The 20360-nt window shown below is 35.9% G+C and carries 10 protein-coding genes; 1 reads left to right on the forward strand and 9 read right to left on the reverse strand.

Going from position 1 to position 20360, the window contains the following annotated elements:
- Window positions 1-12 precede the first annotated feature (12 nt).
- Window positions 13-1113, forward strand: coding sequence for a hypothetical protein (locus tag ACNG5D_RS15070; protein ID WP_418184362.1), 1101 nt, complete (start codon window positions 13-15; stop codon window positions 1111-1113).
- 71 nt (window positions 1114-1184) lie between these two features.
- On the opposite strand, the gene ACNG5D_RS15075 is transcribed toward ACNG5D_RS15070, so the two are convergent.
- The 9 genes from ACNG5D_RS15075 to ACNG5D_RS15115 all read right to left on the reverse strand — a co-directional run bounded on the left by ACNG5D_RS15075 (window position 1185) and on the right by ACNG5D_RS15115 (window position 20360).
- Complete coding sequence (locus ACNG5D_RS15075; protein ID WP_418184363.1) at window positions 1185-2600, reverse strand: sulfatase-like hydrolase/transferase; 1416 nt, start codon at window positions 2598-2600, stop codon at window positions 1185-1187.
- A gap of 27 nt (window positions 2601-2627) precedes the next feature.
- The gene (lacZ, locus tag ACNG5D_RS15080) at window positions 2628-5834 is read right to left on the reverse strand and encodes a beta-galactosidase, LacZ type (RefSeq protein WP_418184364.1); all 3207 of its coding nucleotides are present in this window, start codon (window positions 5832-5834) and stop codon (window positions 2628-2630) included.
- A 182-nt stretch (window positions 5835-6016) separates the two neighbouring features.
- Complete coding sequence (locus tag ACNG5D_RS15085) at window positions 6017-6859, reverse strand: T9SS type A sorting domain-containing protein (protein WP_418184365.1); 843 nt, start codon at window positions 6857-6859, stop codon at window positions 6017-6019.
- 330 nt (window positions 6860-7189) lie between these two features.
- Window positions 7190-9988, reverse strand: coding sequence for a sugar-binding domain-containing protein (locus ACNG5D_RS15090; RefSeq protein ID WP_418184366.1), 2799 nt, complete (start codon window positions 9986-9988; stop codon window positions 7190-7192).
- Between the two features lie 19 nt (window positions 9989-10007).
- Entirely contained in the window at window positions 10008-11879 is a 1872-nt protein-coding gene (locus ACNG5D_RS15095) for a sulfatase family protein (protein WP_418184367.1), read from the reverse strand.
- Between the two features lie 6 nt (window positions 11880-11885).
- Window positions 11886-13397, reverse strand: coding sequence for a sulfatase family protein (locus ACNG5D_RS15100; RefSeq protein WP_418184368.1), 1512 nt, complete (start codon window positions 13395-13397; stop codon window positions 11886-11888).
- Between the two features lie 20 nt (window positions 13398-13417).
- Complete coding sequence (locus ACNG5D_RS15105) at window positions 13418-16720, reverse strand: DUF5107 domain-containing protein (RefSeq protein WP_418184369.1); 3303 nt, start codon at window positions 16718-16720, stop codon at window positions 13418-13420.
- A 27-nt stretch (window positions 16721-16747) separates the two neighbouring features.
- Window positions 16748-19609 (reverse strand): glycoside hydrolase family 2 TIM barrel-domain containing protein, encoded by a 2862-nt coding sequence (locus ACNG5D_RS15110; protein ID WP_418184370.1) that lies wholly within the window; start codon window positions 19607-19609, stop codon window positions 16748-16750.
- Complete coding sequence (locus ACNG5D_RS15115) at window positions 19596-20360, reverse strand: SGNH/GDSL hydrolase family protein (protein ID WP_418184371.1); 765 nt, start codon at window positions 20358-20360, stop codon at window positions 19596-19598. The genes ACNG5D_RS15110 and ACNG5D_RS15115 overlap by 14 nt, the downstream gene beginning before the upstream one ends.

Raw genomic sequence — 20360 nt, forward strand, 5'->3', positions numbered from 1 at the left:
AACTTTGCGACAATGAAAAATTTCTGCCTTTATTCCACAGTCATTTTAAGCTTAATGTTGTTTTCGAGTTGCTCGAATGGGACTATGGACAAGGTTAGCATTAATAAAGAACTCTCTAAGTCTAGTCTCCCTGACCTTTCAACACTTATTTCATATGAAGATTACCGTAACCAAACTGTAACAAAAAAAATAGATTCGGTTATTAAAACCCAAAAAGATTTTTTACAGATGATAATGGAAGATAAAAGCCTGGTAAAGATAAACCCTTATGGTTTGTTTTTGATGGGTTATGAAATAATAAGTAGTGATGAATCTACAATTGACAATATTTTAAATACACCTATTACAGAAAAGACATATTTACCCATTTACATTGGAAAAGATAAAAACACCCTAAATGAATTTGTAATAAAGCAACCTTTTACTATCAACAACATGAAAAAACCAGAAGTAGTAGATGAAATAAAAAGGCAAAAAGACATAATCAAATTTCGTCTTCTACAAATTACAGATTCACAATATCAATTGCTGCGATTAGAATGGGACTATCATGGTAAAAAATTTTTCACCAATGCTGTTTTTAGTGGTAAAGAATTGATATATGATGAGATTTTATCTAATCTTAGTGAAATAAATTATATACGAAATTGTAGTTCCGACGAACCCAATATGTCAAAAAAATCAAACATTAAAAATGTTACAGAAGACTGTTCAACAACGTTTAATATATTTTTTTATGACGAAATCATGTTAACTCGAGAAGGACTCTATGGGAGTGGTTCGTATGCATATGCCCGCATAACAGTTTCTGGCGAACAATGGGCACCAGACTGTACTAAATATATTCAAAGCAAAAGTACAGAGGCAAATGGCTATTACCAACCTGGATACTCTGGGGACTCCAAAGCTAAAATTATTAATTTTACACCAGCTGGGATGTATTATTATGGTTCTTGTGATTACGAACTTGCAGCTGTAATTTCCAATTATGCACCATTTTCCACTTCAATAACATTGTCCTGGAATGGATCTGAGTTTACTGTAACAGGAGGTTCTTGGGGCCATAGTTTTCAGAGTAAAGGAAACTATGTTACTCCTGATATGCTTAATTAGAAAATATTGCCAGTAATGGAACAACATGATTACAACTATCTAACAAAATAAAAAGCTGCTATTACCAACAACTACTTCTCCAAAATTTTCCTAAAAGCAGGACTCCAAATATCTTTGTATTCCGCTTCCTTATTTTGCATGAGTTGTTTATGGATATGGGAGGTAACCCCCATCCATTGTTCTCCTTCATCCCATAACGGAGGCATTAGTTCCAATTCCCAAGTTTTATAACTTGCCGAAATCGTCTCAAAAACATTGGGTTCATCTTGAATAACATTTTGACTTTCCCCCAAATCATTTTCTAGATTATACAAAACAGAACCATAATTTTTAAGCGAAATTAATTTATAGTCGCCAATCCTAGCTGCGGACTCATCTAATTTTCGCCAAAACAACTCACCGTGTGGGCTCCCTTCTGCTTCATTTCTTAAGTATGGTATTAAATTTACACCATCTAATTGAAGATTTTCGGGTTTACTAATGTGAGCTGCCGCCAAAGAGGTTGAAAAAATATCTAATGAAGACGACAACCCATCAAAGCGTTTGCCACCCTTAACCCCAGCTGGCCAACTCACTACAAAAGGTACTCTATGCCCTCCTTCAAACTTATTGCCTTTCCAACCTTTAAGCGGACCAGATTGCGATTGGTTATTATGGGCGCCTCCATTATCGCTTAAAAAATAAATTAAGGTATTTTCACGCTTACCGAGTTCTTCTAATTTATTCAATAATTTACCTACGTTTTGATCTAACGACCATGTCATTGCTGCTAATTCTCTACGCGGGTGATTTTCAAAGCGCTCTAAATCTTCTTTTTTAGCTTCCATAGGTGTATGCACGGCATTGTATGCCAAATACATAAAAAATGGTTTCCTTTTTGAATCCTCTATAAATTTTAAAGACTGGTTTCCCAAAACATCCGTCATATAACCATTAAAAACCACACGCTCTCCATTATGTTGAAGCATTTTTTCTTTGCTGGGATTCGCCAAAGGAAAATAAGAACGACTACCCGAAATAAACCCATAAAACTCGTCGAAACCTCGGTTATTTGGATGATCGGACATTTCTTCTCCCAGATGCCATTTCCCTAGGGCATAGGTATTGTAGCCATTGGATCGAAACACATCTGCCATGGTTAAAACATCGTCACTTAAACCAATACCTCCAGTACCGTTGGCTTCAAACCCAAATCTCTGTTGGTATTTCCCCGTTAATAAACCTGCCCTGGAAGGTGCACAAACCGTGGCACTTACATGAGCATCAGTAAAAATAATGCCACTACTTGCTAGGGCATCAATATTTGGGGTGTGCAAATCTTTACTGCCCATAAACCCAAAATCTACATAGCCAGCATCATCCACTAGAATAACTATAACGTTAGGTGGCTTTGTGGCTGCCTCTGTTTGTTCGTTTAATTTTGTTTTACACCCCAACGAACACAACGTTAAGAGTGCAAAACATATGGTTTTAAAAAGAATATTCATTTTTTGTTCGTTAATTCAATGCAAACTTTAATTTAAAGGAAAAATAGAATAGGAATAAACCATCGATTTAGGTTTTATCTGATATTGCTCTAAGGGTCTGGCCCACCAACTAGTATCGCCACCAACGCCCATTTGTTTATTGTCTATATTTATATTTACAAAATCGCGTTTTTTAATATCTGTTGTATGGCGTTGTTGCTTGGTGAAACCGGCATCAAAATCTGAATTATACTGATGATGTGCACTAAAACTAAATAGTTTTGTTCCTGTAACTTTTATCCCTTTTCCTTTTTCATTTGTAAAAGAGACCCATCGAACATCTGTTTTATATCCATTTTCTTGAGGCCGTATGTAAGGAACATATAAATCTTCCACTTTAGCGTTATAGATGCCTACAAAAGCTGAAGTATTTCGGTCTTGATAATTTTCTTGCGGTCCTCTACCGTACCAGTTCACATGGTTGTAATCCGCTTTTAATATAAAATTATTTCCGAAACGAGGTAGGTTAGGCAATTCACCACTCACCTCCTTTAGTGTATTTGTAACCGTAATTTGGCCAGACGCCTCTATTTTATAATCTAATTGAATTTGCGCCATATTGTCTGGTAATTGATAAACCAACTCTAATTTTGCCCATGCATCAACAAGGGACTCATGTTCAGACAGAGAGGCTAGGTCTACAATCGTATTACCAGCTTTTAGTGCGTATGACGTCAACACCTGTTGATCTGTTGCCCTTTTCCATTTTGCAAAATGTTTTGGCATATTAAAACCGAAATCGTTATCGGTTGTAGCTCTCCAGAAATTTGGTTGAATGCCTTGTTTGATTATATTTCCGTTACCATAATTCAATGTTACTAGTTTTCCAGTCTGCAGGTTAAAACCAGCTTCAAAGTTATTAGACTTAAAAAATAAGCTATCATTAACTTTCGTAATAGTAATATTTTCTGTTGTATTTTCTTTGAATATTGGCGTATAAGTTCCCGTTAAAAACTCTGCTTTAGCCAATGGGTAGCCTTTTGGTATTAACGGCCTTTTTTCTTTTGTTACAGCGAACAGTTGAAGTGCAAATTCGCCCGATTGAAAATCTATTTCTGGTAAATTAAGTGTTATCACTTTTGAAGTTCTGGGTTCTAAATCAATTGATTTTATGATCCCCTCATCAATTTTAGATCCGTTTTTAAAAAGTTGCCACGAAAAATCAAATTGATTTAGATTGGTAAAAAAATACTCATTGTAAACGGTTACTTGACCTGTTTTTAAATTGGCATCTTTAAAATGAATATCTTGATAAACTTTTTTAAGTTCTTCCAAACCTGGGTGCGGTGTACGATCTGGATTAACAATACCATTTAAACAAAAATTAGCATCATTATGGATGTTTTCTGCTCCAAAATCGCCTCCATACCCCCAATATTTCTCCCCTTCTGGGGAGGTGGCAACAAGCCCTTGGTCAACCCAATCCCAAATAAAACCACCTTGCATAATATCATATTTCCTAATAACATCCCAATAGTCTTTAAAGTTGCCTAAACTGTTCCCCATAGCATGAGCATACTCACATTGTATTAAAGGGCGGTTGGGGTTGTTCTCGGCATACTGAATCATCTTTGGTATTCGCCAATACATAGGTGCTTGAATATCTGTATTTTCATAACCGGTAGCACCTTCGTATTGTACAGGCCTTGTAGAGTCATTTTCTTTTAACCAATTATAGGTAGCTACGAAATTATTGCCATTTCCAGCTTCATTTCCTAAAGACCATGTGATGATAGACGGATGATTTTTATCTCGTTCAAACATTCTTATCGTTCTATCTAAGTGCGCTGCTTTCCATTTTGGTTGATATGCGGGATGCACCTTTTTTGCTTCTTCGTTATTATCTAATCCTTGGTTGGTGGTTCCCATACCATGAGTTTCAATGTTCGCTTCATTTATAACATAGAATCCGTACTGATCGCACAAAGAATAAAAAAACGGATTTTTAGGGTAATGGCTACAACGTATGGCATTTACGTTGTTTTTTTTCATTAGCTCCAAATCCTTCATTGTTAATTCTTCACTTACAACGTGTCCTGATTTTTCATCGTGGTCATGAAGATTTACTCCTTTTAACAATACTGGCTTCCCATTTACTAAAAATTGGTTATTTTCAATTTTTATATTTCTGAAACCTGTTTTTATGGAAGTAGCCTGCATAATGTTGCCATCAACATCTTTTAGCGTTACTAGCACCGTATATAGTTTTGGTATTTCTGCCGTCCATGGTACTACATTTGAAATTGTTCCCTCAAGAAAAACTTCAATAGATTGTTTAGAAGAAATTTCAAAATTCTTTGAATAAGCTTCGATCTCTTCATTGCTATCCATGAGCTTAATTTCTACAATCCCCTTTTCCGGCTGTTTTGAATATGAACTTAAATCTATCTTCGCACTAAATAAGCCCTGTTTATAATTGTTAGACAGGTCGTTTTTAAGCTCTATATCTTTTATGTAAACAGGGTTTTCAACTCGCAAATAAACATCTCGCTCAATACCACTTAATCTCCAAAAATCTTGGTCTTCCATATAGCTGCCATCAGACCAGCGTAGCACCTGCACAGATAATTGATTTTCGCCTGGTTTAAGATATTTTGTCACCTTAAATTCTGCAGGGGTTTTACTGCCTTGGTTATAACCTACCATTTGGCCGTTTATATACACATACATAGCACCACTTACCCCGGCAAAATGTAAGAACACATCTTTGTTTTTCCAATCTGTTGGGATTTGAAAAGTTCGTTTATAACTACCTACATTATTAAAATTATGAGCGATATAGGGAGGGTTTTTAGGAAAAACATAACCCGCATTAACATAAATAGGAAGTCCAAAACCTTTTAACTCCCAGTTTGAAGGTACAGAAATAGTATCCCAACCTTTTAAACTAAAATCCTCTTTGTAAAAACGTTTGGGTCTGGCTTGCACACTATCTGCATAGTAAAACTTCCAAGTGCCATTTAGTGATTTGTAAAATGAAGACGACTTCCATCCCTTGTTTGTTATTGCTTCCGCTACTGTTCTGTGGTTATAAAATGTCGCTCTCGGGGTCTCCCGGTTTATCTGGAATATTTCAGGGTTTTCCCATTCGGGGTTTTCCCAAGTTTCAGCTACATAAATAGGTTTTGAAAGCTGGACTTTATTGCACGAAACTGTTAGTACTAATATTAAAATTAAGTTACTGTAAAATTTCATCTGGTATTTATTTATTAAAATTTAAAAAGTATTACAGAATGCAAATGAACTAACGGAGTTAAAATGATTAAAAAAAACAGACATAATATAGTTATGCCTGTTCTTTTTTAATTATATACCAACTTGATGTAATATCTTTTTATTTGGTGGGTATTTTATACCCTCAAATTAAGATTTATTTTTTAGTTCTTAACGATTCTTTTAAAGGCTGTGCTCCCTTGAGAATTGGCTATTTCAACAACATAAACTCCAGATTGCAAACCACTTATATCATACTCATTATCGTTAAAACTAATTAGGTTTTCGGCCACTTTATTACCCAAAACATTATAAACCGACACATTTTCAACAATGATATTATTTTGTGTTTTTAATTTAAAAGTAGATTGTACTGGATTAGGGTATAGTGAAATACTGTTGTCGAAATTTAAATCGGAAACAGATAAAGGATTGCCATCTAAAATTTGAATATTATCAATGTAACCAAAAGCATTGGTATTGTTTAATACTTGACCTGCTGGTACATTTTCATAACCTATATCTGGATGGATTGATAACCTAAATAGAGTACCCAATGTAAATGCTGTTGCCGTTGGACTATCTTTAATCTCAAAGACAATTTCCTGCCATTGGTTAAAATCTGTATAGGAATTTACAGCTCTTACTACTTCGGTTCCATTTGATGCATCGTCTGGAGCATCAAAACGAACCCCCAAATCTGGTTGAGCAGGAAAATTAACCATCATACTTAAAAATTTGGTTTCAGAAGATGAAATAGCCATGTCAACAACATCAACACCTTGGAAAATCCACCATTGTGCACCCGTTCTTTTAATTTCCAAACAGTTGGCTGAAGTATTTAAGCCTGACATATTGGGATTTGCCACTACCGAAGTAGTTATGCCTCCCCCAGCATTAAGTAACCCCGTAGTTCCCGATTCAAAATCGTTAACCAATGTTTGCCCAAAAGCTAAAACAGAGCAAAACAGAAATGCTGTAAGCGAAAAAGTAATTTTTTTTGTCATAATAAATAATTTAAATTTAGTTAATTGGTTTTGTATAAAATTAATTTTAAAAACCACTATATAAATGGACTAACATTTTATATTTATAGACAATACTATTTTTTTTGATATTATTTTAGCTCTTATTATTATTTCAACAGATCAATCAAAAAAACAACATCTTTTCTTACATGCTCCTCTTATAGGACTAGTATTCAATCTCCTCTCTATTAATTGTTTAATCTATAAATTTACAAGTAATTTACTTTGGGTAGTTTAAATAAAATTAAACACAATAGAAATACTAGTTAAAACACATTTAAATAGCGAATATAGGCATGATTATTATCATTAATTGTATCCGCTACTATAGACGTCTTCTGCTGAAAACGTACTACTTTTATCTTCAATTTTCACTTGTTCTAGGTGCTTCATTAGGATTGTTTTAGACGGATTAAAGCTATCGCTTTTCATGTACTCCAGTAAGCTATATCTCAATTGTCTCGCTACTGGCCTGTTGTTCAAATCTGTAGTTAAATCTATGGCAGAAAACACCAGTTTTCCTTGTCCTACATTAGCTTCGAAAACATTAGCTAGATGATGGTTGGTAACAAAATTATCTATCACTTGAACTATCGGTGTCACTTTCAAGGAATCTATAACAATAGATTTTGATTTTATACATAAATCCCACCATTGCCAATCTGTATGCGAACTTGTTGGGAAATGATTAAAAGCTGGATGCGCTTCATTTACCATAAATCCCATTGTTGCTGGCTGGTCGGGAAAGTGTACAGGACTCCAAAAAACAGGCACAAATCGTCCAGTTGTACCTTTTAGTCCTTTATAATCTGGATTTAGCAACACGGTTTTTCCTTTATGCAATGCTTTTGAAGCCTCTTGAAAAGAAGATGTTATTAAGATATCTGTTGATGTTGTAGAAACAGTTTTTGGATACACCCATATATTCCAACTGTTTTTATATTTTGTTTCTGCTACACTTACACTAATATTTAGTTTTCTGGCTTCTTTTGCCTCAACAGTATAATCAATAACTCCTAAATCTGTGTTGTTTCCTATAGATAGATTAATATCAGTTAGACTACCAGATTTCACTTCTTTTCCTGCCTCATCTGTTATGCTCCAATTGATGGTTTTGTTTTTCAAATCTTTGAAAAAATTGGCCACTTCAATAGTAGCTTTGAAAGACTCTCCGTTTTCGTAAACTGCTTTTTCAAATCTAATTAACGGAACCAATTCGCTATTAAATTGGCTAAATTCTTCGGCAGAGATAACTCCTTTCGATTCCCAAAAGGCATTTAACAAACCTACCAAAGCGGTTCCTTGCCCAGGAAAATCTTGAAGTTGCAACAACTGAAAGCCATCAAAACTTGGTGTCTTTAAAGCCCTCTCGATTTCCTCCTTATATAACAAAGCGGCCAACTTTCCTGAATTATATGTAAAATCCGGAGCTAAATCCAAAAGTCCCTTCTTCTCTAAATCTTGTTTTACCGCTATAAAGTTTAGCGGCTCCAAAACCCCTGTATACTTTTCTATTTCACTCATATCGGGATATACGGAATACTGACCAATTTCATGGGAAATTAAAGGTATTTCAATATGTTCCGCTCCAGAAGTATAATCTGCATTAAAATGCGGTGGTTTGTCATTAAAAACACCTTGTCCTCGAATCCATCCTCTGTTGGTCCATTGAGCAATAAAATACTCATCTTCTGGTTCGGGTCTTGTCCCCATTGGCCTTTGGAACGAAAATGCTGTTGTTGCATATAAATGCCTATCGTCTTTCTGTTTCAAATCTTTAACAAGGCTATTTAGAAAGGCAGCGTCACCTTCCAATTCATTCCCCATCGCCATGAAAATAAAAGATGGGTGGTTACCATAATCCTTTATAATTTTATTGGCTTCAGCTTTTAAAAACGCGTTAGTGGCTTGATCTTCCCCTACTTTTAAACTCCAATGTGGCAGTTCTACCTGAACGTAAAAACCAGCCTCGTCTGCAGCCTCAAAAGCTGCTTTTGGAGGGCACCATGAATGGAAACGCAAGTGATTTAAACCATAATCTTTTGCTTGTTTTATAAGCGTTGCCCAATCCTCTTTCTGCATTGGTGGATATCCTGTTAACGGAAATATAACACACTCCAAATTTCCCCTTAAAAAAATACGTTTATCATTTAAGGTTAAATCGCCATCATTGTTACCCACAACTTTGTATCCAAAAGTAGTGCTAACCGTTCCGGTATTCGTTTTTACTGAAACCTCATACAAATTGGGGTTGAACTCATCCCATAACGCAAGAGCTTCCGGTTTATCCACTTCAATAGAAAATTCGTTGTTTGAAACTTTTACAGCCTCTAATTGTTTGCTGTAAATTTCTTCCCCATTTAAAGTTTTAATATTTAAGACTACTGCCCCATCAAGTGCAATAGACTGTTCGAATGTTACCTTCAATCGATTTAAATCTGTTTTTGGGTAAACCTGAATATTATTGGGCTTATTCTGGCCTGAAGCATTTAGCGAAATATCGCCAATTATACCATTCCACTTTATTTGTGTGTGATTGGTGTAGGCATGAGCCATGTCTTGGTTTACTTTATCTGGATAACGTGTTCCTGCAACATTTATGTTTGGGTATTTGTTGGCGTTATCTACACAAATAGTAAGCATATGTTTTCCCGCAGAAATATTATCTGGAATTTCAAAACTATGTGCACCAATTAAGCTATTTGCTGTACCAATTATTATATCATCAATATATACCGTAGATTCCCATAGCACCCGTTCAAGATTTAATGTCACCGATTTCTCTTTCCAATCTTTGGGTATTTCAATTTCTTTTTGATACCACGCTTTCCCTATATACTGATGTTTTCGGGTTAAATTGGACATTACATAATTATTTATTACTGGCTCAAGTTTGTTTGGCGTTCCTATTTCGGCATCATCTAAAGTTCCTGGTAAACTAATTTCTCTTCCTTCTAGTTTTGACCCCGCCCAGTTTTCTTGCTTTCCAACATTTGTGGAATCTAGTTTTACTTGCCATTTACCCGACAAATCTATTCGATCTACCTTTGGCGCACAAGCACCCAATATGAGCATCAAAACTAGAACTACGGTTTGATATAATTTCATGGTATCTTTGGTTTTTAATTTAAATTTCTTTCCTCAATCTTTGACTTTCCTTAAAATCAAGGCATGCACTTTTTACATGCCAATTAAGGTCTTGGTTTTGAAGTAATGCTTCAATTGTAGGTTCAAACGGTGTTCTGTCTTGACAATAAAGCATATAATTAATAGACATTAAAGCCAGAGTCCAATCCTCATTTTTAGCAAAGTTATTTAAAACTTCCGAAGCTTTTTTATTTTGAAATTTCTTGTATAAAATTGCAGAAACAGTTATAGCTACGGGAGAATAATCATCCTGAAGTGATTCATTTAATTCCTTCTGAAATGATTCTAAAATCTTTTGGTCCTGAGACATCAAACCTACACTAGCCCAATATCTAACTAATCTATCATCGTGCTTTAGAGATTCTATTTGAGCTTGCGCTACCTTTCTGCCCTTCTTACCAGATAATGAAGCGATTTTATAAATTTCATTAAAATTGTAGTCGTCCGTTAAACGGTATTCGTAAGGAGTTTGATTTTCAGATATTTTAGCCATATCGTACTCGGGCATAAACAATATGTCTTTATCCTCTAAAAGAGTACTGTCTAAAAACTGTCTAATCTTCTCTAAAACAGTATTATACTTTGCATTGTCCGCTAAGTTGTGCTCTTCCCAAATATCATTTTCAATATCATATAACACTTCAAAGGGGCGCTCCTCAAAAACCCGAGATTGGAATGCGTTAAGTTTACCTTGTTTTAAATCTTTACGCATATGTTTTGTGATATCAGCAATCTCTAAATAATTGATATACCTTACTTCAGGAATAAATGGCATAAAGTTTCTGGAATACACAAACTTACCATCGGTTACGGTTCTTACTAAGTCTAATCCATTATCCACCCTATCTGTAGACAGTAACAACAAATCTTTTTTATTATTTGAATCTGAGTCGAAAAGGCGTTTTCCTTTCATGTATTCTGGCACTTTACCTCCTAACAAATCAATCATTGTAGGCCCTAAATCTTCAAAACTAATAAGTTCATTTGTTGGCTTTCCTGTTTCCCATGGTGATAGATGTTTAAATTTTTCAGGAAACCACGCCACAAATGGCACACGGTACCCTAAATTTATGCCGTTAGTTTTTGCCCTAGGTATACCCTCGCCATGATCAGCATAAAAGAAAATAATGGTATCGTCTTTTAGTCCATCTTCTTCTAATTTTTGAAATAATTCCCCTATTCGATTATCGGTAAGTTTAATAGAATTATACACTCTTGCGAATTGCTTACGCGTTTCGGGGGTATCGTTATAAAAAGGAGGCATATCAAAAGCATCGTCAGCAATTTTATCTTCCTCAGGCAAATGATTCCAAACATGCTTTTGATACTCTTCAAAAGCCCACGACATGGTTCGTGACTGATGCGATTCCGCAAAATTGAATACAGCAAAGAAAGGTTGGCCTTCGGCCCTATTTTTCCAAGTGGCCTTGTTGGAACTTTCGTCCCAAGCCTCTTTTACAAAATCTTTTTCGTTTTCAATATTATAATCTGTTTTAGAATTATTGGTTGTGTAATACCCCAATTGCTTCAAGTAAAAAGGGAAGCCTTTAATAAAACCCGGAATAGGATATTGACTTCTTTGGTGGCCTGTACCCATTTTATAAGTTCGAACACCCGTTATTATTGTTGACCGACTGGCCGCACATACCGTACCTGTAGAAAATGCGTTTGTAAACTTCACACCCTCTTCTGCTAATTTATCAATTACTGGTGTACTTGCTTGTTCATTGCCGTAACAACCTATAAAGTGAGGAGAAGTATCCTCTATGGTTACCCAAAGAATATTAGGTTTGTCTTGTGCTTGGCACGACATTATTGCTAATAAACACAACGTCAATAAAATTATTCTCATAATACTTTATCTTTCTAGAATTTCTTTTAATTCAGCCTCCATTTTGGCGACTATCTTGGGATATTGGCTGGCAATGTTTTTAGATTCTGATGGGTCTTCCGCTAAATTGAACAATTGTGGTTCTGGTCTAAATCCGGGGTCAACAAACTTTTGAACAATCCAATTAGGAACAGGTTTGTCCTTAGGTTTGATGTATTTCCAATTATCCATTCTAAAACCGAAAGTATAAGATTCTTCCAATAAAAATTTACGAGCTTTCTTAGATTTCCCTAACCAAGACTCCATAAAGTTTTGACTATCAACAGCATCTCCCTTTTCTATATTTTGGTTTAACAAAGAAGCCAAAGAAGCGTATAAATCCACTTGTGACAATAAGGCATTACTAACACCTGGTTTCACTTCTTTTGGCCAATGCACCACAGTAGGCATACGCGTTCCAGCCTCGTAAGCCGAGTATTTACTACCCCGATAACCTCCACCCGGTTTATGATCGCCAACTAATTCTCTGGCATAATCTAAATAGCCATCGTCTAGAATAGGACCGTTATCACTTGTAAAAATAATTAAGGTATTATCTAATAACCCTTGCTTTTCAAGTGCTTCGGTAATTTGGCCAACACACCAATCCATTTGAGCAATTACATCGCCACGGGGGCCCATGGTACTGCTTTCAACAAATTTGATATTGGCAATTCTCGGTTGATGAATATCGTGCAAGGCAAAATATAGAAAGAATGGATTGTTCGTATTATTATTAATGAAAGCATTGGCTTTATCGGTTAGGACATAAGGAATGTTCTCGTCCACCCAAAGGGCATCTTTACCACCTTTCATGTAACCAATTCTACTTATGCCATTAATGATAGCTCCCTGATGGTAAGGGTCTGTATGTTGTTTTAACAATTCAGGATGCTGAAAACCCCATGGGTAGCCTTCAATTCTTGTTCCATAGCTTACTGCTATAGGGTCGTTAGGGTCCAAACCAACCACTTTTTGATTTTCTAAAAACACACAAGGCACTCTATCGCCTGTGGCTGGGATTAAAAAGCTATAATCGAATCCTACTTCTTCGGGACCTAACGGAATTTTTTCATTCCAATTGATTTTCCCTTTACCAAGACCTAAATGCCATTTGCCAACCACACCGGTTTTATAACCGGCTTTTTGTAACATTTTAGGTAATGTACCCATATTAGGGTTTATAATAAGTGGCGCATCGCCTTCTAAAATTTCAGCATTATTGCGAAAGGCATAGCTTCCCGTTAATAAGGAATATCTTGATGGTGTACAGGTTGATGCCGAACAATGTGCATCTGTAAAGTTCAATCCGTTTTTAGCAAGTGTATCAATATGTGGTGTTTCTACTCCAATGGCTCCATTGACACCAATATCACCGTACCCTAAATCGTCAACATAAATGATGACGATATTAGGGTTGGTGCTTTGTGTATATGCCTTAAAATGCATACAGCAGAAAATTCCAAAAAAAATAATTTTAAAACAAGCTAAAACCTTCATATACAAATAATTAATTTTAGTTAAGATTTAACCCCAACAAGCGCTTGATGAATCTGCGCTGGAATATGAGATAAATTAGTATCAATAACTTTAGTGAACGCTTCAGTTGCCTCAGTATCGTTACCTTTGCCCAATTGCCCTAAGCCAATCATATAGTTACAATGAATTTTATTGATAACATTCAAATCTTCCTCCCAAATCAATAAATCTGGTAAGGATATTGCAAAATAATCCAACTTCACATTATCGTTTATATGGTCTTGCCCGTATTTTAACAAATTATCAAATCTCTTGTTAGCTTCATCTTTACGTCCTAATTTTTGTAAGGCCAACCCTTGATAGAAAATTTTATCAGGCTGTTGGTCGTTGTAAAAAATTGCTGGACTCGGGTTGCTCAATCCTTCCGAAGCTAATTCAAAATAGGCTTTGGCTTTTACTGCATAATCTAAACCTTCGTAAGCACATCCTAACCAATAGTCGATATCGTTTTCAACTGTTCCGTGCAGCTTACCTTCACCTAAATTGTGTGGATAATCTTTTGACTGTATTAAAAGCTCAATAGCGCCTTCGTAATTCTTAACAGAAATATACTTCTTAGCAAGCTCAATGTTACTTGTTAAATATTGGAATGGCACTTTGCCTTCGCCACCTTCCCACGGGTGGAATTGACGTTTATCTATTAATGCTTTTGCTTTCTCGAAATCACCTTTCAAATTATAAAGCGCAATGCGCTCTAGATATAAATCATCTCTAGAATTGGTTAAATCGATATACTCTTCAAGCAATGCCAAGCGCTTATTAACCGGTACATTAATCTTTTTATATAATTGGTCGAGCTCCATTAACAATCTGGCATCGGTATTATCCAACTCAAATGCTTTTTCTAAATGTGCTACCGCCAATTCTTTTTGATTGGTCTTGTTGTAGTAAAGTAACGCCAAGTTACGATGGCTAATGGCAAAACTATCATCTAATTTTACGGAAGTTTCCCAGCACTCTTGCGCTTCCTTGTACTGCCTGTTGGCATACCAGAAATTACCAAGATAGTAGAATGCCTTAGCATCGGTTGGGTTCGCTTTACAAGCAGATTCCAATGCCTTGACTTCCTCTATTTTGTTCGGAAAACAATAGGTGTCCGGCATTTGCGATGCTTTTTTGTATGCCTCTAATGCACCATTGCTATCGCCTTTTTGGTCTAAATACCATCCTGTAAAATAGTATACCATCGGGTACACTTCAGCATTAGCATCGGTATGAACTTTTAAAAGAGCCACAGCCTCATCAAATTGACCTGCCATAGCATAGTCTAAAGAAAACTCAATATAATTGTGTGCATAATTTCGAAGAATCGTCTTGAATGCCTCTAAATCTTCTTTGGCATTAGACAAAATATACTTTTCATAAAGCACTCCAAAATTGAATTTATCAATAGCTAATGAATCTTCTATTAATTGTTTAGCTTGTTCAATTTTACCAGTTTTTCTTAGTAAAATCACTTTAAGATGTCTAGCCTTATGGTTGTGCCAGTTTTTAATTAATGCTCTATCCACCAAATCCATAGCCTTTTCCAAATCGCCTCTAGAGCAATCAATTTGTGCTAAATTGAAATAACCAGCATCTTGCCATTGTGCATTCCAACAAGCTTTAAAGAAACTAGCATATGCCTCCTCTTTTTTCCCCAAGTAGTTTAAAGCCATTCCTTTGTTAAAATAAGGTTCGCCATCATACGGATTAGGGTTATGACTTGTTAGTGTTTCAATTGCAGTATCGAAATATGAAATAGATTTTTCTAACTGCCCCTTACGCATGTACCAGAGCCCCATTGCGTTGTTGTTACGGACATCTTTTGAATCTCTTCTTAAGGCCTCTTCGTAATAATCTGTAGGCACAAAAGTAGCATGTCTGTATTGCTCTAAATGAAGTCCTCTTAAATATAAACCTTCAATGGTATCTATATCTTTAGGGTCCTTGGCCGCTTTGGCTGGTTCAGGAATTTCATCAGATAAATCCTTATCGGGTTCCCAAGCCACCAAAACTTTCCCTTGACTATCATTTACTGAAATTTGTAAATCATCAAAAGTGTTGGAACCAATGTCTATCAATTCTTCAAAACCAACTTCAGGAGACAGATTTAACACTTCTTCGTGCAACACCTTTCCGTTGGCACTTAAAGTGATAACGCAATTGTTATAAGTAGAAGTTACATACACTTTTACTTGAGCCTTCCCATCTACCATTTCAAGGTTTACCAAAGCCTCTTTGGTCGCATTTTTAACCACACCTACATTATAATAAGGCATAAAATATTGCTTAAAGCTTTTTTCTTCATAAGGATGCATCCATGAGAAATCGGGTTGATTATCGGTATAAACCCCACACATGAGTTCTATATATGGACCGTCTTCATCTGTTAAATTTCTATCCCAAGCTTTACCAAATTCTCCGTTACCCCAAGTCCATTGTTTTTTCCCTGGAGAAACGTTATGGTCTGCAACGTGTAGCAATCCACCTTTAGAATCATTTTCATAACCTCCCACAAAATCATATTTGGAAGTGATGGCCATATAACTTGTTGGTACAGGAATATTCTTATATCGAGAAATATCCGTTCCTGGTGAATAATCTACTTTATAGTATTCACCTTTGGCAATTGGAAATTCCGATACATCACGCTTACCATGGTCAAATACAGCATTTACATCTGGCGGAAACACAGATTGGTAATGGTCATTAACCGCTACCGCAGGATTTGCCCACCACAAGAAAGTTTGTGGATGCGGTGTTCTGTTGTATAAATGGGCTTTAATTTCAATATAAGCTTTATCTGGATGCAAAGTAAAACCAGCCATACCTTTTGTACGGAACATACGCTCTAACTCGCTTACCCAAACGGTCTTACTACCATCTTCATTGTCTTCGATATAAAAATCTGTTGGGTCGTACGTACTTGGACGATGGTGCTGTGGCCAGTTAAACTCAATACCACCAGAAATCCAAGGGCCTGTTAAGCCAACCAACGCTGGTTTAATGACATGGTTATAATAGACAAAATCTCGTTTACGAATTTTATCATACGCTCTTTGGATTCTACCACCCAAAGCAGGTAAAATCATTAATTTGATATAATCATTTTCAATAAAAATAGCATCCCATTCTTTATCTACCTTCTCATCACTAATTTTTTCAATAACGGGATGTGGATAAACAGAACCACTACTTGCCTGATATACTCGTTTTTCTAAAAAAACCGGGTATTTCTCTGGTGTTCCTACTTCATAGGTAGGAATGGTTACTTTCTCGTGCCAAGCGTTTACTGTCTTCATAATCTTATAATTTAGCTTAGTTTATTTTTAATATTTTAACTTTTCCTTTAGTTGATTAATTTTTATTGAGATTTTAGGATTAAAATCCTTGCTGGTCATATATGTTTTTAAACTGTATAAAAGCTGTTGTGCTTCTAGTCTATTTTCTAAATCTGTATGCAGGTCAATTCCAGAAAAAATTAGCTTTCCTTTCCCTACTTGAGCTTCAAAAATCAAAGCAAGTTTTCTATTTTTAAACCAGTCGTCAACAACCCTAACAATAGGATTCAATTCTGGTATATCATCAAAAATGATTGCGTTGGAATGGCTCATAGCATCCCACCATTGCCAATTGGAATGATACTCCGTTGGGAAATGAGCTAATGCAGGATGTTCTGGATTACATAGTATTCCTAATGTATGCGGTTTCTGTTCATTCGTCCATGAGGTATTCCAAAAAATACTTGAAAAACCAATACCTATATTTCCTCCTTTTTCTGGAGCTATATCTCCTTTGTTGATATTTAAAAGTACATTACCACCATTCTCTAAATAACTGATAGTTTTTGCATCCAATTTAGTTACAACTTTAATAGATGGCTCATTTTCAATATTCTCCTTTTTAGAAGGATACACCCAAACATCCCAACTATTTTTGGCGTCACCCACCATAATGCTCAAGGTAAGTTGTTGAGCCTTGGTAATGGTATTTAAGGGTTGATTAACCTTTCCTAATTGAATACCATTTCCTATGGGAATATCTATTTTTTCGAATTCTCCTTTAGAGAACACACTACCATCTGTTTTAGTTAATTCCCATTTAGGAATCACTTCATTCATAGGATACTCTCCAAAATGGGCAATTTCAATTTCAGCGGTTAGTGTATCTATATTTTTAAATGTTCGCTTTAATAAACGTGCCAACGGAACCGTACTTCCGCTAAAGGCTTTAAATTCTTCAGGAGTTACGTATCCTTTTTCATCCCAAAATACATCTAAAACGCCCACTAGTGCAGTTCCTTGACCAGGAAAATCATGTAAATCCAATAACTGATAGCCTGCCATTCCTTTGGTTCGCAGAGCTGCTTCAATATCTGCTTTGTAACAAAGTGTTTGTAATTTGCCCGATGCCAATAAAAAGCTGTCTGCTAATTTTAACATACCGTTCTCCTCCAAGGATTCCTTAAAAATTTCAAAGTTTTTAGGTTTTAAAACCCCTGTATATTTCGACATTTCCTTAAAGTTGGGGTACACACACCATTGCCCCATTTCATGGCTTACGTAAGGCATAGGTGTTTTGTCAATGAACTTACTCCAATCAAATTCTGTTTGTGGCGCTTTTGCATTGATAATACTTTTTAAGTTCTCATTCCAACCCTGAATTCTTGGCCCTCTGTGATTATAATAATCCATATTTTCTAGGTACGGATACCCAGCACCACTCGTATATAATCTTCGATTATCTAATGCTTTAAAATGATTGACATACTTTGTTAAATACTGCTTATGATTTTTTCCACTCGGCTCGTTACCATAGGTCATTAATACAAATGATGGATGATTTCCATAAGCATTGATAATGTCTTCACCTTCTTTGTACAACCATGTATCCACAGGCTCTCCATCTCCTAAACCAGCTTTCCAAGCTGATGCTTCCGCTTGAATATATATACCCATTTCATCTGCAGCCTGAAATGCAGCTTCGGGCGGACACCAAGAATGAAAACGAATATGGTTTAGACCGTGATTTTTAACAATACTGATTATCCGTTTCCAAGAATCAACATCTGTAGGCGGATATCCCGTTAATGGGAAAATGGCACATTCTAGAGTTCCTCTAAGGTATAGGAGCCGGTCATTAATAGTAAAAACTGTTCCAGTTGCCTTAAAATCACGCATACCGAAAATTTCAACCCTTTTGTCTACACTTTTTTCGGAATTTAAGGACAGGTGCATCTCATATAAATCAGGATTAAATTCATCCCATAGTTTAGGGGCATCACCCATTGGGTACTCCAACTCTATTATTTTGGAATCACCTATTTCTATTGATTCTTTCAAAATCTCAAGAGCTTCCCCATTTTCCGATTTTTCTTTGGCTTGAAGTACTAATTCTGCGGTTTGGTTCTTACCTGTTCCGTTTTCAATCCTAGCTACAACTCTAACGGTTTTATCAGAGACGTTAGGATATAATTTCACATTTCCGATAGATAGTTTTGGAACCGCAGAGAGTGATATTTCACCAACGATGCCATTCCAATTGGTTTGGGTGTTGTCTGAAATACTATGGGCGTCTAAACCAACATTGATATCTTTAATTCGGTTGTCCACTCGAATAGAAACAGTATGTTCTCCTGCCGTCAATTCACCTAAATTATAGTGATGAGCAGTAGCCAGACTGTTCTGCATTCCCAGTTTCTTGTCATCTATCCAAACTGCAGATTCCCAATGCACACGTTCCAGATTTAAGACAATATCTTTACCTCCCCAAGATTGTGGAATGGCTATTCTTTTCTGATACCAAGCAGACCCTTTATAATCTTTAACAGGCGTTAACCAAAACGACACTTTTACGTTGCCTTCTTGTCGGTACTTTTTCATCTCTTCAGATTTATACCATAGGCTATCATTCCACATGTTGCCCGTCCAGTTGGTTTTAACCGATATATCATTACCCTTACCATTTTCGGGCATTGAACCAGGTAATTTGATGCTGTCCCCTAAATTCAATTTGAACCACTTTTCTTTTTCTCCTTGGTCTAGCGAATCAATTTTAAAGCTCCACGTTCCAGACAAATCGATATAAGTAGTTTCATCACTTTTACAATTGCACAAAGTGAAGCTTAATGCGACTAATAAAAGAATGATGTGCTTTCTAAAAATCTTCATTTTTTGATTAATTGGTTTCACAATTCGAGGTTTTAAAATATTCGAAAATGGCATCCGCAACAAATTGATGTCCTTTCTGATTGATATGATTATTCTGCGACATATACCCTATTAGAGGTTCTGTTTCGGCTAGCTTTTTAAATAGCGCATAACTATCTATAAGACCTACCTTATGTTTTCTCGCCAAATCACGAATCATCTCACTATGTTTTGCCAATGGTGTTTCATTGGAAGCAATATCTTCTTTTAAATCAGGTGTTGGTGTTAGTAAAATCACCTTGGTTCCGTATTCTAAAGCTTCTAGAATCATTTGTTCCCAAGCTGCTTTTGCTCTATCCACGCCCATTTTCCTATCATTAAGCGCATAATCGATAAACAGCACATCTGGTTTATAAATTAAAACTTCCTCTTTAAAACGCTTAGCGCCTTGTTCTGCCTGCTCACCTCCAATAGAAGTGGTTATAGTATTCACCACAGCATAAGGATAAAAGTCATTAACCTTTTTTAGTGTGCGAAATGGATAAGCATTTATCCTATCCAACACACCTCTTGTAGTATATCCCGTAGGTACCGAATGCCCATGAAATACTAAATTTATAATGCGGTTATTTGGCCATTTTACTTTAAGCTCGGTTTTTAAGCTATCTAAGTAATGTACTGAATGAGGACAATCATTTATCGCATCATTAGCTATATCCTGAGCATAAGACTTACAGGCATTACAGATTAAAAACACCCCTAAAAACATGTATGTAACAAATACTTTCTTCAT

It is taken from the genome of Algibacter ulvanivorans, from assembly GCF_048381495.1.
GTDB lineage: Bacteria > Bacteroidota > Bacteroidia > Flavobacteriales > Flavobacteriaceae > Algibacter_B > Algibacter_B ulvanivorans.